At 56.7% G+C, this 15,500-nt stretch carries 20 protein-coding genes; all 20 read left to right on the top strand.

Annotation, left to right across the window (positions count from 1 at the left end; genetic code table 11):
* Window positions 1–22 precede the first annotated feature (22 nt).
* The 20 genes from rpoC (at window position 23) to rpsN (ending at window position 15,405) form a co-directional block, all read left to right on the top strand.
* Window positions 23–4,222, top strand: coding sequence for a DNA-directed RNA polymerase subunit beta' (gene rpoC, locus CXK96_RS19890; RefSeq protein ID WP_102838129.1), 4,200 nt, complete (start codon window positions 23–25; stop codon window positions 4,220–4,222).
* A 140-nt stretch (window positions 4,223–4,362) separates the two neighbouring features.
* Window positions 4,363–4,734: a 30S ribosomal protein S12 gene (gene rpsL / locus CXK96_RS19885; protein WP_025240342.1), complete on the top strand. Its 372-nt coding sequence runs from the start codon at window positions 4,363–4,365 to the stop codon at window positions 4,732–4,734.
* Between the two features lie 98 nt (window positions 4,735–4,832).
* Window positions 4,833–5,303, top strand: a complete 471-nt coding sequence (rpsG, locus tag CXK96_RS19880) for a 30S ribosomal protein S7 (RefSeq protein ID WP_045430600.1) — start codon at window positions 4,833–4,835, stop codon at window positions 5,301–5,303.
* Window positions 5,304–5,333: 30 nt separating this feature from the next.
* Window positions 5,334–7,436 (top strand): elongation factor G, encoded by a 2,103-nt coding sequence (gene fusA, locus CXK96_RS19875; protein ID WP_102838128.1) that lies wholly within the window; start codon window positions 5,334–5,336, stop codon window positions 7,434–7,436.
* 30 nt (window positions 7,437–7,466) lie between these two features.
* On the top strand, window positions 7,467–8,660 hold the full coding sequence (gene tuf, locus CXK96_RS19870; protein WP_025240334.1) for an elongation factor Tu: 1,194 nt from the start codon (window positions 7,467–7,469) through the stop codon (window positions 8,658–8,660).
* A 149-nt stretch (window positions 8,661–8,809) separates the two neighbouring features.
* On the top strand, window positions 8,810–9,121 hold the full coding sequence (gene rpsJ, locus CXK96_RS19865) for a 30S ribosomal protein S10 (RefSeq protein ID WP_003186070.1): 312 nt from the start codon (window positions 8,810–8,812) through the stop codon (window positions 9,119–9,121).
* An 81-nt stretch (window positions 9,122–9,202) separates the two neighbouring features.
* On the top strand, window positions 9,203–9,838 hold the full coding sequence (rplC, locus tag CXK96_RS19860) for a 50S ribosomal protein L3 (protein ID WP_045430590.1): 636 nt from the start codon (window positions 9,203–9,205) through the stop codon (window positions 9,836–9,838).
* Between the two features lie 12 nt (window positions 9,839–9,850).
* Complete coding sequence (gene rplD, locus CXK96_RS19855) at window positions 9,851–10,453, top strand: 50S ribosomal protein L4 (protein ID WP_019339977.1); 603 nt, start codon at window positions 9,851–9,853, stop codon at window positions 10,451–10,453.
* Entirely contained in the window at window positions 10,450–10,749 is a 300-nt protein-coding gene (rplW, locus tag CXK96_RS19850) for a 50S ribosomal protein L23 (RefSeq protein WP_102838127.1), read from the top strand. The genes rplD and rplW overlap by 4 nt, the downstream gene beginning before the upstream one ends.
* A gap of 14 nt (window positions 10,750–10,763) precedes the next feature.
* Window positions 10,764–11,585, top strand: a complete 822-nt coding sequence (gene rplB / locus CXK96_RS19845) for a 50S ribosomal protein L2 (RefSeq protein ID WP_019339975.1) — start codon at window positions 10,764–10,766, stop codon at window positions 11,583–11,585.
* A 16-nt stretch (window positions 11,586–11,601) separates the two neighbouring features.
* Window positions 11,602–11,877: a 30S ribosomal protein S19 gene (gene rpsS / locus CXK96_RS19840; RefSeq protein WP_021209376.1), complete on the top strand. Its 276-nt coding sequence runs from the start codon at window positions 11,602–11,604 to the stop codon at window positions 11,875–11,877.
* A 13-nt stretch (window positions 11,878–11,890) separates the two neighbouring features.
* Entirely contained in the window at window positions 11,891–12,223 is a 333-nt protein-coding gene (gene rplV / locus CXK96_RS19835) for a 50S ribosomal protein L22 (RefSeq protein ID WP_003103908.1), read from the top strand.
* Between the two features lie 13 nt (window positions 12,224–12,236).
* Entirely contained in the window at window positions 12,237–12,923 is a 687-nt protein-coding gene (gene rpsC / locus CXK96_RS19830) for a 30S ribosomal protein S3 (RefSeq protein WP_019339973.1), read from the top strand.
* Between the two features lie 12 nt (window positions 12,924–12,935).
* Window positions 12,936–13,349 carry a 50S ribosomal protein L16 gene (gene rplP, locus CXK96_RS19825; protein ID WP_003176421.1) on the top strand — a complete coding sequence of 138 codons (414 nt, stop codon included), beginning with the start codon at window positions 12,936–12,938 and terminating at the stop codon, window positions 13,347–13,349.
* A complete protein-coding gene (gene rpmC, locus CXK96_RS19820; protein WP_003289209.1) occupies window positions 13,349–13,540 on the top strand; it encodes a 50S ribosomal protein L29 in 192 nt (63 codons plus the stop codon). The genes rplP and rpmC overlap by 1 nt, the downstream gene beginning before the upstream one ends.
* 2 nt (window positions 13,541–13,542) lie before the next feature.
* Window positions 13,543–13,809, top strand: a complete 267-nt coding sequence (rpsQ, locus tag CXK96_RS19815; protein WP_025240347.1) for a 30S ribosomal protein S17 — start codon at window positions 13,543–13,545, stop codon at window positions 13,807–13,809.
* A 23-nt stretch (window positions 13,810–13,832) separates the two neighbouring features.
* Window positions 13,833–14,201: a 50S ribosomal protein L14 gene (gene rplN, locus CXK96_RS19810; RefSeq protein ID WP_003289207.1), complete on the top strand. Its 369-nt coding sequence runs from the start codon at window positions 13,833–13,835 to the stop codon at window positions 14,199–14,201.
* Window positions 14,202–14,212: 11 nt separating this feature from the next.
* Window positions 14,213–14,527 carry a 50S ribosomal protein L24 gene (rplX, locus tag CXK96_RS19805; RefSeq protein ID WP_019339971.1) on the top strand — a complete coding sequence of 105 codons (315 nt, stop codon included), beginning with the start codon at window positions 14,213–14,215 and terminating at the stop codon, window positions 14,525–14,527.
* A gap of 19 nt (window positions 14,528–14,546) precedes the next feature.
* Entirely contained in the window at window positions 14,547–15,086 is a 540-nt protein-coding gene (rplE, locus tag CXK96_RS19800) for a 50S ribosomal protein L5 (RefSeq protein WP_019339970.1), read from the top strand.
* Between the two features lie 13 nt (window positions 15,087–15,099).
* The gene (rpsN, locus tag CXK96_RS19795) at window positions 15,100–15,405 is read left to right on the top strand and encodes a 30S ribosomal protein S14 (protein ID WP_046164401.1); all 306 of its coding nucleotides are present in this window, start codon (window positions 15,100–15,102) and stop codon (window positions 15,403–15,405) included.
* The last annotated feature ends 95 nt before the right edge of the window (window positions 15,406–15,500 follow it).

Raw genomic sequence — 15,500 nt, 5'->3', positions numbered from 1 at the left:
CGGTCCGTGAGGAGGAAAGGCCTTGAAAGACTTGCTGAATCTGTTGAAAAACCAGGGTCAAATCGAAGAGTTCGATGCCATCAAGATTGCATTGGCTTCGCCCGAGATGATCCGTTCCTGGTCCTTTGGTGAGGTCAAGAAGCCAGAGACCATCAACTACCGTACGTTCAAGCCCGAGCGTGATGGCCTGTTCTGCGCCAAGATCTTTGGCCCGGTCAAGGATTACGAGTGCCTGTGCGGAAAGTACAAGCGCCTCAAGCATCGTGGCGTGATCTGCGAGAAGTGCGGTGTGGAAGTCGCTTTGGCGAAGGTTCGTCGTGAGCGCATGGCGCACATCGAACTGGCTTCCCCAGTTGCTCATATCTGGTTCCTGAAGTCGCTGCCGAGCCGTATCGGCCTGCTGCTGGACATGACCCTGCGTGACATCGAGCGCGTGCTCTATTTCGAGAGCTACGTGGTGATTGATCCTGGCATGACCACGCTTGAGAAGGGCCAGCTGCTCAATGACGAGCAGTACTTTGAAGCGCTCGAAGAATTCGGTGACGATTTCGACGCCCGTATGGGTGCCGAGGCTGTGCGCGAGCTGCTGCACGAAATCGACCTGGAACACGAGATCGGTCGCCTGCGCGAAGAGATTCCGCAGACCAACTCGGAAACCAAGATCAAAAAGCTGTCCAAGCGTCTGAAGCTGATGGAGGCCTTCCATGGATCGGGCAACCTGCCGGAGTGGATGGTGCTTACCGTTCTGCCGGTATTGCCGCCGGATCTGCGCCCGCTGGTTCCGCTGGATGGTGGCCGCTTCGCGACTTCGGATCTAAACGATCTGTATCGCCGGGTGATCAACCGTAACAACCGTCTCAAGCGCCTGCTCGATCTGTCGGCGCCCGACATCATCGTGCGCAACGAAAAGCGCATGCTGCAGGAAGCCGTTGACGCGCTGCTGGACAATGGTCGTCGTGGTCGCGCCATCACTGGCTCGAACAAGCGTCCGCTAAAGTCCTTGGCCGATATGATCAAGGGCAAGCAGGGTCGTTTCCGTCAGAACCTGCTCGGCAAGCGTGTGGACTACTCCGGTCGTTCGGTTATTACCGTTGGCCCGACCCTGCGCCTGCATCAGTGCGGTCTGCCGAAGAAGATGGCCCTCGAGCTGTTCAAGCCGTTCATTTTCGGCAAGCTGGAAATGCGTGGCATGGCGACCACCATCAAGGCTGCCAAGAAGATGGTCGAGCGCGAACTGCCTGAAGTCTGGGACGTTCTGGCCGAAGTTATCCGTGAACATCCCGTGTTGCTCAACCGTGCACCGACGCTGCACCGCTTGGGTATCCAGGCGTTCGAGCCGGTCCTGATCGAAGGTAAAGCCATCCAGCTGCACCCGTTGGTCTGCGCCGCTTACAACGCCGACTTCGACGGTGACCAGATGGCCGTTCACGTGCCGCTGACGCTGGAAGCTCAGCTCGAAGCGCGCGCGCTGATGATGTCGACCAATAACATCCTGTCGCCGGCCAACGGTGAGCCGATCATCGTGCCGTCGCAGGACGTGGTTCTGGGTCTGTACTACATGACCCGTGAAGCCATCAATGCCAAAGGCGAAGGGCGGGTATTCGCTGACCTGCAGGAAGTCGACCGCGTGTTCCGCGCCGGCGAGGCGTCCCTGCATGCCCGCGTCAAGGTTCGTATCAACGAGACCATCAAGGATCGCGACGGCTCGATCACCAAGAACACTCGCATCGTCGACACCACTGTCGGCCGCGCGTTGCTGTTCCAGGTGGTTCCGGCCGGCCTGGCATTCGACGTGGTCAACCAGCCGATGAAGAAGAAGGCGATCTCCAAGCTGATCAACCTGTGCTACCGCACGGTCGGCCTGAAGGACACCGTCATCTTTGCCGACCAGCTGATGTATACCGGTTTCGCCTACTCGACCATTTCCGGTGTCTCCATCGGCGTGAACGATTTCGTAATCCCTGACGAGAAGGCACGCATCATCGATGCTGCTACCGAGGAAGTGAAGGAAATCGAATCGCAGTACGCCTCCGGCCTGGTAACCCAGGGCGAGAAGTACAACAAGGTTATCGACCTCTGGTCGAAAGCCAACGACGAAGTCTCCAAGGCGATGATGGCCAACCTCTCGAAAGAGAAGGTCATCGATCGTGACGGTAACGAGGCCGAGCAGGATTCGTTCAACTCGATGTACATGATGGCCGACTCTGGAGCGCGGGGTTCTGCTGCCCAGATCCGCCAGCTGGCCGGTATGCGTGGTCTGATGGCCAAGCCGGACGGCTCTATCATCGAGACGCCGATCACCGCGAACTTCCGTGAAGGTCTGAACGTACTCCAGTACTTCATCTCCACTCACGGTGCTCGTAAAGGTCTGGCGGATACCGCTCTGAAGACCGCTAACTCCGGTTACCTGACCCGTCGTCTGGTTGACGTGGCGCAGGATCTGGTAGTTACCGAGGTCGACTGCGGTACCGAGCAGGGTCTGTTCATGACGCCGCACATCGAGGGCGGCGACGTGGTCGAGCCGCTGGGCGAGCGCGTGCTGGGTCGTGTCATTGCGCGTGATGTACTCAAGCCAGGCAGCGAAGAAGTACTGGTTCCAGCTGGAACATTGGTTGACGAGCAGTGGGTTGACTTCATTGAGCTCAACAGCATTGACGAAGTTGTGGTTCGCTCACCGATCAGCTGTGAAACACGCTATGGCATTTGCGCCAAGTGTTACGGCCGCGATCTTGCTCGCGGGCATCAGGTGAACATCGGTGAGGCAGTGGGCGTTATCGCTGCGCAGTCGATCGGTGAGCCGGGTACTCAGCTGACGATGCGTACCTTTCACATCGGTGGTGCAGCCAGCCGGACCTCTGCCGTCGACAACGTCATGGTCAAGAATGGCGGGACCATCCGCCTGCATAACCTGAAGCACGTCGAGCGTGCTGACGGCGCGCTGATTGCGGTGTCCCGTTCCGGTGAGCTGGCGGTTGCCGACGACTTCGGTCGTGAGCGCGAGCGTTACAAGCTGCCTTACGGCGCCGTTATCTCCATCAAGGAAGGCGACAAGGTTGACGCGGGCGCGGTTGTGGCCAAGTGGGATCCGCACACTCACCCGATCGTCACCGAGATGAAGGGTGTCGTGACCTTCGTTGGGATGGAAGAAAACATCACCATCAAGCGTCAGACCGATGAGCTCACCGGCCTGACCAACATTGAAGTGATGGATCCGAAGGATCGCCCAGCCTCCGGCAAGGATATTCGTCCTGCGATCAAGATGGTGGACGCGAACGGCAAGGAGCTGCTGCTGCCAGGAACAGATGTTCCCGCTCAGTATTTCCTGCCAGCCAACGCTTTGGTCGGTGTGGCTGACGGTGCCGAGATCAATGTGGGTGACGTTATTGCACGTATCCCGCAGGAAACCTCGAAGACCCGTGACATCACCGGTGGTCTGCCGCGCGTCGCCGACCTCTTCGAGGCGCGTCGTCCGAAAGAGCCGTCGATCCTGGCTGAAATCAGCGGCACCATCTCCTTCGGTAAGGAAACCAAGGGCAAGCGTCGCCTGGTTATCACGCCGACCGATGGTACCGATCCGTACGAAGAGCTGATTCCTAAATGGCGTCACCTCAACGTGTTCGAAGGTGAACAGGTGAACAAGGGTGAGGTTATCTCGGACGGCCCGAGCAACCCGCACGATATTCTTCGTCTGCTGGGCGTAAGTGCGCTAGCCAAGTACATCGTCAACGAGATCCAGGACGTGTACCGCCTGCAGGGCGTTAAAATCAACGACAAGCACATCGAGACCATCCTGCGTCAGATGCTGCGCAAGGTCGAAGTAGCGGAGTCCGGTGATTCGAGCTTCATCAAGGGTGATCAGATGGAACTCACCCAGGTGCTGGAGGAGAACGAGCGTCTCTCTGCGGATGACAAGTTCGGCTCGAAGTACATCCGTGTACTCCTTGGCATCACCAAGGCCTCGCTGTCTACCGAGTCGTTCATTTCGGCGGCATCCTTCCAGGAAACCACCCGCGTCCTCACCGAGGCTGCGGTGACTGGCAAGCGCGATTATCTGCGCGGGCTGAAAGAGAACGTGGTCGTGGGTCGCCTGATCCCGGCCGGTACCGGTCTTCAGTATCACAGCGAGCGCAAGCGCAAGCGTGATGCTGAAAAGCCGGTTCGCGTGAGTGCCGATGAAGTAGAAGCGGCGCTGACCGAGGCGCTCAATTCGAGCGGTAGCTGATTGGCGGTCTGCCCCGGCATAAGTCGGGGCGCGCCTTGACGGTGGACAGGAAGCTCTTTAGACTCTTGTACCCCTAATTTGGCGGGGCCTTGCGCTCTGCCATTTTCGTTTGTGTCGAAAGACAACAGTGGAGCTAGTAGATGGCAACGATCAACCAGCTGGTACGCCAGCCGCGCAAGCGCGTCGTCGAGAAAAGCGACGTCCCTGCGCTGCAGAACTGCCCGCAACGCCGTGGCGTGTGCACTCGTGTGTACACCACCACGCCAAAGAAACCGAACTCTGCACTGCGTAAAGTATGCCGTGTTCGTCTGACCAACGGTTTTGAAGTCGCCTCCTACATCGGTGGTGAAGGTCATAACCTGCAAGAGCACAGCGTCGTGCTGATCCGTGGCGGTCGTGTAAAAGACCTTCCCGGTGTTCGCTACCACACCGTGCGCGGTTCGCTGGATACCTCCGGTGTCAAGGATCGTAAGCAGGGCCGTTCCAAGTACGGCACCAAGCGTCCGAAGTAATCAGTATTTTTATTTATTTGAGTCGATAAGAGTAAGGTCGGGCGTAACCTCGTCGTTATCGTCCCGGGCTAACCTGAAGACCGTTTGAGGGCTTATCAATGCCAAGACGTCGTGTAGCAGCCAAGCGCGAGATCCTTGACGATCCGAAGTACGGAAGTCTGATCCTCGCCAAGTTCATGAACCACGTGATGGAAAGCGGCAAGAAGGCCGTAGCTGAGCGTATCGTTTATGGGGCCTTGGAAAAGGTCAAGGAACGCAAGAACAGCGATCCCCTGGAAATCTTCGAAAAAGCACTCGACGCCATCGCTCCGCTGGTCGAAGTGAAGTCCCGCCGCGTAGGTGGTGCGACTTACCAGGTTCCGGTCGAAGTTCGTCCGTCCCGTCGTAATGCGCTGGCCATGCGCTGGCTGGTAGACGCTGCGCGTAAGCGTGGTGAGAAATCCATGGCCCTGCGCTTGGCGGGTGAGCTGTCGGATGCATTTGAAGGTAAAGGCGCTGCTGTGAAGAAGCGTGAAGACGTGCACCGTATGGCTGAAGCCAACAAGGCCTTCTCGCACTACCGCTTCTAATTTTCAGCGTCATCAACTTGCGAGGGCTTTATGGCTCGTACTACCCCGATTAACCGCTACCGTAACATTGGTATCGTCGCTCACGTGGATGCTGGTAAAACCACCACCACTGAGCGCGTCCTTTTTTACACCGGCGTAAACCATAAAATGGGCGAGGTGCATGACGGCGCCGCGACCATGGATTGGATGGTGCAGGAGCAGGAGCGTGGTATCACCATCACCTCTGCTGCCACTACCGCTTTCTGGGCTGGTTCCGAGAAGCAGTTCGACAAGCATCGTTTCAATATCATCGACACTCCCGGTCACGTTGACTTCACCATCGAAGTTGAGCGCTCGCTGCGCGTACTCGATGGTGCGGTCGTTGTGTTCTGTGGTACTTCAGGTGTTGAGCCGCAGTCGGAAACCGTTTGGCGTCAGGCTAATAAGTACGGTGTTCCGCGCTTGGTCTATGTCAACAAGATGGACCGTGCAGGCGCCAATTTCTTGCGTGTGGTTGCGCAGATAAAGCAGCGTCTGGGCCATACTCCCGTTCCGATTCAGCTCGCCATTGGTGCAGAAGATAACTTCCAGGGCCAGATTGATCTGGTCAAGATGAAAGCTATCTACTGGAACGATGACGACAAGGGCATGACCTTCCGTGAGGAGGAGATCCCTGCCGAGCTTCAAGATCTGGCTGATGAGTGGCGCAGCAACATGGTCGAGGCTGCTGCCGAAGCGACCGAGGAGCTGATGAACAAATACCTCGAAGGTGAAGAGCTCACCACCGAGGAAATCAAGTCTGCTCTGCGTCAGCGCACAATCGCTGGTGAAATCGTTCTCGCTGTCTGTGGTTCGTCGTTCAAGAACAAGGGTGTTCCTCTGGTTCTCGATGCGGTTATCGATTATCTCCCTGCGCCAGCTGATATTCCGGCGATCAAGGGTACCGATATCGATGATGAAACCATCGAGATGGAGCGTCACGCTGATGACGCTGAGCCGTTCTCTGCGCTGGCGTTCAAGATCGCGACCGACCCCTTTGTTGGTACGCTGACCTTCGCTCGCGTTTATTCGGGTGTCCTGAACTCCGGTGACGGTGTTCTGAACTCGGTGAAAGGCAAAAAAGAGCGTGTCGGTCGTATGGTGCAGATGCATGCGAACAGCCGCGAAGAGATCAAGGAAGTTCGCGCCGGTGACATCGCTGCCCTGATCGGCATGAAGGATGTCACTACTGGTGACACGCTCTGCGCTTTGGATAAGCCGATCATTCTGGTGCGTATGGACTTCCCTGAGCCGGTTATTTCGGTGGCGGTTGAGCCGAAGACCAAGGATGACCAGGAGAAGATGGGTATCGCGCTGGGCAAGCTTGCCCAAGAAGATCCCTCGTTCCGCGTCAAGACTGATGAAGAGACCGGTCAGACCATTATCTCGGGTATGGGTGAGTTGCACCTCGATATTCTTGTCGACCGTATGCGTCGTGAGTTCAACGTCGAAGCCAACATCGGTAAGCCGCAGGTTTCTTATCGTGAGAAGATCACGAAGTCCTGTGAGATCGAAGGCAAGTTCGTTCGCCAGTCTGGCGGTCGCGGTCAGTTCGGTCACTGCTGGGTGCGCTTTGCGCCGGCAGATGAGGGTCAAGAAGGCCTGCAGTTCGTCAATGAGGTAGTTGGTGGTGTTATTCCGAAGGAATACATCCCTGCTATTCAAAAGGGCATCGAAGAGCAGATGAAGAACGGCGTCGTCGCCGGCTATCCGCTGATCGGCCTGAAGGCGACTGTGTTCGATGGCTCCTACCATGACGTCGACTCCAACGAGATGGCGTTCAAGGTTGCGGCTTCCATGGCGACCAAGCAGCTGTCCCAAAAGGGCGGCGCCGTAGTGCTTGAGCCGATCATGAAGGTCGAGGTGGTAACGCCTGAGGACTACATGGGTGACGTGATGGGCGACCTTAACCGTCGTCGCGGTCTGATCCAGGGTATGGAAGATACGGTCTCCGGCAAGGTCATTCGTGCCGAGGTTCCGCTGGGTGAGATGTTCGGTTATGCAACCGACGTCCGCTCCATGTCTCAGGGTCGCGCCAGCTACTCCATGGAATTCTCGAAATACTCCGAGGCTCCGTCGAACATCGTCGAAGCTATCGTTAAAAAACAAGGTTGATTCAGCCCTTTAAGTAAGAGGTTTACTGTCGTGGCTAAAGAAAAATTCGAACGTAACAAACCGCATCTGAACGTCGGTACCATTGGTCACGTCGACCATGGCAAAACCACGCTCACCGCAGCGCTGACCAAGGTCTGTGCTGAAACTTGGGGCGGCTCTGCGCGTGACTTCTCGCAGATCGACAACGCGCCGGAAGAGAAGGCTCGTGGTATCACCATCAACACCTCCCACGTTGAATATGATTCCTCGATCCGTCACTACGCCCACGTTGACTGCCCAGGCCACGCTGACTATGTGAAGAACATGATCACCGGTGCTGCGCAGATGGACGGCGCGATCCTGGTTTGCTCGGCAGCTGACGGCCCCATGCCGCAGACGCGTGAGCACATCCTGCTGTCTCGTCAGGTTGGCGTTCCTTACATCGTTGTCTTCCTGAACAAGGCGGACATGGTGGATGACGCTGAGCTGCTTGAGCTGGTTGAGATGGAAGTGCGTGACCTGCTGTCGACCTACGACTTCCCGGGTGACGACACTCCGATCATTATCGGTTCTGCGCTGATGGCGCTGAATGGTCAGGACGACAACGAAATGGGCGTATCGGCCGTGCGTAAGCTGGTCGAAACTCTGGACAGCTACATCCCAGAGCCTGAGCGTGCCATCGACAAGCCGTTCCTGATGCCAATCGAAGACGTGTTCTCGATCTCCGGTCGCGGTACCGTTGTGACTGGTCGTGTTGAGCGCGGTATCGTCAAGGTTCAGGAAGAAATCGAAATCGTTGGTATCCGTGCCACGACCAAGACTACCTGCACCGGTGTTGAGATGTTCCGTAAGCTGCTCGACGAAGGTCGTGCAGGTGAGAACGTCGGTGTTCTGCTGCGTGGTACTAAGCGTGATGACGTCGAGCGTGGTCAGGTTCTGGCCAAGCCGGGCACCATCAAGCCGCACACCAAGTTCGAAGGCGAAGTCTACGTACTGAGCAAGGAAGAAGGCGGCCGTCACACTCCGTTCTTCAAGGGCTACCGTCCGCAGTTCTACTTCCGTACTACTGACGTGACCGGTAACTGCGAACTGCCAGAAGGCGTTGAGATGGTAATGCCGGGCGACAACATCAAGATGGTTGTCACCCTGATCGCTCCGATCGCCATGGAAGATGGTCTGCGCTTCGCGATTCGCGAAGGCGGCCGTACCGTTGGTGCCGGCGTGGTTGCCAAGATCATCGAGTAACCGCTCGGTGTCGAAAAGGGCCCTTCGGGGCCCTTTTTTCTATTGCTGATCATTTGTTGACACCCCCTGGACGCATCCGTACAATTGCGCCTCCTTTTACCGGGCGTATTGCGTTTGGTAGGGATGGCTAATTGGAGTCTGAGGTCAAAATGCAAAACCAACAAATCCGTATTCGGTTGAAGGCTTTTGACCATCGCCTGATCGATCAATCAACCCAGGAAATCGTGGAAACCGCGAAACGTACTGGTGCTCAGGTGCGTGGTCCGATTCCACTGCCGACCCGCAAAGAGCGGTTCACTGTTCTGGTTTCTCCGCACGTCAACAAGGACGCGCGCGACCAGTACGAGATCCGTACTCATAAGCGTGTGCTGGATATTGTCCAGCCGACCGACAAGACTGTCGATGCGCTGATGAAGCTTGATCTTGCGGCTGGCGTGGAAGTGCAGATCAGCCTCGGCTAAAACCTGGAGTTTTAGTCGTGTAACGCTCTGAAATGGGCGGCCATAGCGGGTGAAAGCCCCGTACACTCAAGAGGTTACAACATGACTATTGGTGTAGTCGGTCGTAAATGCGGCATGACCCGCGTTTTCACCGAAGATGGTGTCTCTATTCCGGTTACGGTCATTGAGATCGAGCCGAATCGCGTCACTCAGTTCAAAAATGAAGAGAGCGATGGCTATCGCGCTGTGCAGGTTACTGTCGGCGAGCGTCGCGCGTCCCGCGTTACCAAGGCTCAGGCTGGTCACTTCGCCAAGGCGAATGTAGCTGCCGGTCGTGGTGTCTGGGAATTCCGCCTTGATGGCGAGGAGTTCCAGGTCGGCGACCAGATCAAGGCCGAGATCTTCCAGGCTGGGCAGATGGTGGATGTCACCGGTCAGTCCAAGGGTAAAGGCTTTGCCGGTACCATCAAGCGCTGGAATTTCCGTGGTCAGGACAATACTCACGGTAACTCCGTATCCCACCGCGTCCCGGGCTCTATTGGCCAATGCCAGACTCCAGGCCGTGTTTTCAAGGGCAAGAAGATGTCCGGGCACATGGGCGCCGAGCGCGTAACCGTGCAGTCCCTGGAAATCGTGCGTGTCGATGCCGAACGTAATCTGCTGTTGGTCAAGGGTGCAGTGCCCGGTGCCACTGGTGGTGACGTTGTCGTGCGTCCGGCTGCCAAGGCTCGCGGGTAAGGGGGAGTTCACATGCAATTGAATGTTAATGGCGCACAAGCCATCGAAGTCTCCGAGCAAACCTTTGGCGGTGAGTTCAACGAAACGCTGGTGCACCAGGCAGTCGTCGCCTACATGGCTGGCGGTCGTCAGGGTAGCAAGCAGCAGAAGACCCGTTCTGACGTATCCGGTGGCGGCAAGCGTCCCTGGCGTCAAAAGGGTACCGGCCGTGCTCGTGCAGGTACCTCGCGTGGTCCGATCTGGCGTGGCGGTGGTGTGACTTTCGCTGCTCGCCCGCAAAACCATGAGCAGAAGCTCAACAAGAAGATGTACCGCGCAGCGCTGCGTTCCATTCTTTCTGAACTGGTTCGTTCCGAGCGTCTGGTCGTCGTTGAAGATTTCGCCGTAGACAGCCCCAAGACCAAGCTGCTTGCTAACAAGCTCACCGGTATGGGTCTGAATGACGTACTGATCGTTTCCGATGCTGTCGATCAGAACCTGTATCTGGCGGCCCGCAACCTGCCGCACGTCGATGTTCGTGACGTTCAGGGTTCCGATCCCGTCAGCCTGATCGCCTATGACAAGGTCTTGATCACCGTGTCGGCTGTGAAGAAATTCGAGGAGCTGCTGGGATGAACCAGGAACGCGTATTCAAAGTCCTGCTTGGTCCGCACGTCTCCGAGAAGGCAACCATGTTGGCTGATAGCAAAAGCCAATTCGTTTTCAAGGTTGCTACTGATGCAACCAAGCTGGAAATCAAGAAGGCCGTCGAAAGCCTGTTCAACGTGAAGGTCGCCAAGGTCAGCACTCTGAATGTTCAGGGTAAGACCAAGCGCACCGCTCGCGGTCTGGGCAAGCGCAATGACTGGAAGAAGGCGTACATCGCACTTCAGCCGGGCCAGGATCTCGATTTCTCCAGCAACGCTGAGTAAGGAAGGGGTGCATCATGGCAATCGTTAAATGCAAACCGACTTCCGCGGGCCGCCGTTTTGTGGTCAAAGTGGTCGGTCAGGAGCTGCACAAAGGCGCTCCTTATGCTCCGCTGCTCGAGAAGAAGTCGAAGTCTGGCGGTCGTAACAACAACGGTCGAATCACTACTCGTCACATTGGTGGTGGTCACAAGCAGCATTACCGTCTGGTTGATTTTCGTCGTAACAAGGATGGCATTCCAGCCGTCGTTGAGCGCGTTGAATATGACCCGAACCGTACTGCGCACATCGCGTTGCTCAAGTACGCGGATGGTGAGCGTCGCTACATCATCGCTCCCAAGGGTGTGAGTGCTGGAGATCAGCTTCTTTCCGGCGTTAATGCGCCGATCAAGGCTGGTAACAGTCTGCCGCTGCGCAACATTCCGCTGGGTTCCACTGTTCACGGTGTTGAGCTCAAGCCGGGTAAGGGCGCTCAGATTGCTCGTTCCGCTGGTGCTTCGGCGCAGCTGGTCGCGCGTGAAGGTGCTTATGTGACGCTGCGTCTTCGCTCCGGCGAAATGCGCAAAGTGCTTGCTGAATGCCGTGCGACCCTGGGCGAGGTCTCGAACTCCGAGCACAGCCTGCGTTCGCTGGGTAAAGCGGGTGCCAAGCGCTGGCGCGGTGTTCGCCCGACCGTTCGCGGTGTGGCAATGAACCCGGTCGATCACCCCCACGGTGGTGGTGAGGGTCGTACCTCCGGTGGTCGTCATCCGGTGTCGCCATGGGGCTTCCCGACCAAGGGCGCGAAGACTCGCTCTAACAAGCGCACCGATAACATGATCGTCCGTCGTCGCAAGTAACTAGAGGGATACGACAGTGCCGCGTTCTCTGAAAAAAGGTCCTTTTATCGATCTTCACCTATTGAAGAAGGTCGAAGTGGCGATGGAAAAGAATGATCGCAAGCCGGTTAAAACCTGGTCGCGTCGTTCGATGATCCTGCCGCAAATGGTCGGTCTGACCATCGCTGTGCATAACGGCCGTCAACATGTCCCCGTTCTCGTGAGCGAAGACATGGTCGGTCACAAACTCGGCGAGTTCGCTGGTACCCGCACTTATCGCGGGCACGTAGCGGACAAGAAAGGCAAGCGCTAAGGGGTAAGGAAAGATGGAAGTAGCCGCTAAGTTGTCGGGCGCTCGCATCTCCGCCCAGAAAGCCCGCCTGGTCGCCGACCAGATCCGCGGGAAGAAGGTGGGCGAAGCGCTCAACCTGCTGGCTTTCAGCAGTAAGAAAGCCGCCGAGATCATGAAAAAAGTGCTGGAGTCGGCTGTAGCCAACGCCGAGCACAACGAAGGCGCTGACGTGGACGACCTCAAGGTCTCCACTGTCTTCGTCAACGAGGGGCGTTCGCTTAAGCGCATCATGCCGCGTGCCAAAGGCCGCGCTGATCGCATCGTCAAGCGGTCTTGCCATATCACTGTCAAGGTTGCGGACAAGTAACGGAGTCGATCAGATGGGTCAGAAAGTACATCCCACTGGCATTCGCCTGGGAATCGTCAAGGAGCACACTTCCGTCTGGTATGCAGACGGTCGTACGTACGCCGATTATCTGCTTGCAGATCTGAACGTGCGTGAATACCTCCAAGACAAATTAAAAAGCGCGTCCGTAAGCCGTATCGACATCCATCGTCCGGCTCAAACCGCACGCATCACCATCCACACCGCTCGTCCCGGCATCGTGATCGGAAAGAAAGGTGAAGATGTTGAGAAGCTGCGTCAGGACCTGACCAAGAGAATGGGTGTGCCTGTGCACATCAACATCGAAGAAATCCGCAAGCCGGAGCTCGATGCAATGCTGGTAGCACAGAACGTCGCTCAGCAGCTGGAGCGTCGCGTAATGTTCCGCCGCGCTATGAAGCGCGCCGTACAGAACGCGATCCGCATTGGTGCCAAGGGCATCAAGATCCAGGTGAGCGGTCGTCTGGGTGGGGCTGAAATTGCCCGTACAGAATGGTATCGGGAAGGTCGTGTGCCGTTGCACACCCTGCGTGCCGATATCGACTACAACACCTACGAAGCACACACCACTTACGGTGTGATTGGCGTCAAGGTTTGGATCTTCAAAGGCGAAGTGATTGGTGGTCGCCATGAAGAGCTCAAGCCGCAAGCGCCTGCGCCTCGTAAAAAAGCTGCCAAGTAAGGAGTACGCCAAATGTTGCAACCAAAGCGTACAAAATTCCGCAAGCAGATGACGGGTCACAACCGTGGCCTGGCTCAGCGCGGTAGCAAAGTCAGCTTCGGCGAATTCGCTCTGAAGTCTGTCGCCCGTGGTCGTCTTACTGCGCGTCAGATCGAGTCTGCACGTCGTGCGTTGACTCGTCACGTTAAGCGTGGCGGCAAGATCTGGATCCGCGTTTTCCCCGACAAACCTATTTCCAAGAAGCCGCTTGAAGTGCGGATGGGTAAAGGTAAGGGTAACGTCGAGTACTGGGTTGCCCAGATTCAGCCGGGCAAGGTGCTTTACGAGATCGAGGGTGTTTCCGAAGAGCTGGCGCGTGAGGCATTCGCCCTGGCTGCTGCAAAGCTGCCTCTCGCCACCTCCTTTGTTAAGCGGACGGTGATGTGATGAAAGCGAATGAGCTTCGTGAAAAATCCGCTCAGCAGCTGAACGAGCAGTTGCTCGAGCTGCTGCGCGACCAGTTCAATCTGCGTATGCAGAAAGCAACTGGCCAGTTGGGGCAGTCTCACCTGCTCTCGCAAGTCAAGCGCGATATCGCTCGTGTCAAGACTGTGCTCAACCAGCAGGCAGGTAAGTGATCATGGCTGAAGTTGAAAAAACTGTCCGTACGCTGACTGGCCGCGTCGTCAGCGACAAGATGGACAAAAGCATCACCGTACTGATCGAGCGTCGCGTCAAGCACCCGATCTACGGTAAATACGTGAAGCGTTCGACCAAACTGCACGCCCACGACGAAACCAACCAGTGCCGTATCGGTGACAAGGTCACGATTCGCGAGACTCGTCCTATGGCGAAGACCAAGTGCTGGATGTTGGTTGATGTCGTCGAACGTGCCGTCGAAGTCTAAGGGCTAAGGGTCGGAGAAATTATATGATTCAGACTCAATCAATGCTCGATGTGGCTGATAACAGTGGCGCCCGTCGCGTCATGTGTATCAAGGTTCTCGGCGGTTCGCACCGCCGTTACGCCGGCATCGGCGACATCATCAAGGTTACCGTCAAGGAAGCGATTCCTCGTGGCAAGGTCAAGAAAGGCCAGGTAATGACCGCTGTTGTGGTCCGTACCCGTCACGGTGTTCGTCGTCCTGACGGCTCCATCATTCGCTTCGATGGCAACGCTGCTGTTCTGCTGAACAACAAGCAGGAGCCTATTGGCACCCGTATTTTCGGGCCGGTGACGCGTGAGCTTCGTTCCGAGAAGTTCATGAAGATCGTCTCGCTCGCGCCTGAAGTGCTGTAAGGAGAAGCCGCATGCAAAAGATTCGTCGCAACGACGAGATCATCGTCATCGCCGGCAAAGACAAGGGCAAGCGCGGTAAGGTGCTCCGGGTTCTCGCTGACGACCGTCTGGTTGTCGGTGGTATCAACCTGGTGAAGCGCCATACCAAGCCGAACCCGATGTCGGGCGTTCAGGGCGGTATCGTCGAGAAGGAGGCGCCACTGCACGCCTCTAACGTCGCTATTTTCAATGGCGAAACCAACAAGGCTGACCGCGTTGGGTTCAAGGTTGAAGACGGCAAGAAAATTCGTGTCTTCAAGTCGACCCAAAAGCCGGTTGAAGCTTGAGACTGCTAGGTAGATAACCATGGCACGACTAAAAGAAGTTTATCGGAAGCAAATCGCTCCCAAGCTGAAAGAAGAGCTTCAGCTTGGTAACGTGATGGAAGTTCCGCGCATTACCAAGATCACCCTGAACATGGGTATTGGCGAGGCCATCGGTGATAAGAAAATCATCGATAACGCGGTTGCCGATCTTGAAAAAATCACCGGCCAGAAGGTCGTCGTGACTCACGCTCGCAAGTCTATCGCTGGCTTCAAGGTCCGCGAGGGCTGGCCGATCGGTGTCAAGGTGACATTGCGCAGTGATCGTATGTACGAGTTCCTGGATCGTCTGTTGTCGATCTCCCTGCCTCGGGTTCGCGACTTCCGCGGCCTGAATGCCAAGTCGTTTGACGGCCGTGGCAATTACAGCATGGGTGTGAAAGAGCAGATCATTTTTCCGGAAATCGATTACGACAAGATCGATGCCCTGCGTGGTCTGGACATCACTCTGACCACTACTGCTCGGACGGATGAAGAGGGTCGCGCACTGCTGCGTGCCTTCAACTTCCCGTTCCGTAACTGATTGGAGTAGGCACATGGCTAAGCAAAGCATGAAGAACCGTGAGCTGAAGCGTCAGCAAACGGTTGCCAAGTACGCCCAGAAGCGTGCCGCGCTGAAGGCAACCATCGCTAACCCGGAGTCCACTCCGGAAGCGCGTTGGGAGGCTCAGGTGGCTCTGCAAAAGCAGCCTCGTGACGCAAGCGCTTCGCGCTTGCGTAACCGCTGCCGTCTGACCGGTCGTCCGCACGGTGTTTATCGCAAGTTCGGTCTTGCGCGTAACATGCTGCGTCAGGCCGCCATGCGTGGCGACGTACCGGGTCTGGTTAAAGCCAGCTGGTAAGAACGGTAGCTCGGCGCTCCTGTCGAGCTGGCTGTTTCCAAATCAAGCCCCTATGGGGCTTGATTCGTTTCTGGATTATCTCTAGAATGTCCGGC

The organism is Stutzerimonas stutzeri (assembly GCF_002890895.1).
GTDB classification, from domain to species: domain Bacteria; phylum Pseudomonadota; class Gammaproteobacteria; order Pseudomonadales; family Pseudomonadaceae; genus Stutzerimonas; species Stutzerimonas stutzeri_AB.
Note: the sequence above shows the minus strand (reverse complement) of the source record. Positions and strands in the feature narration are given on the sequence as shown.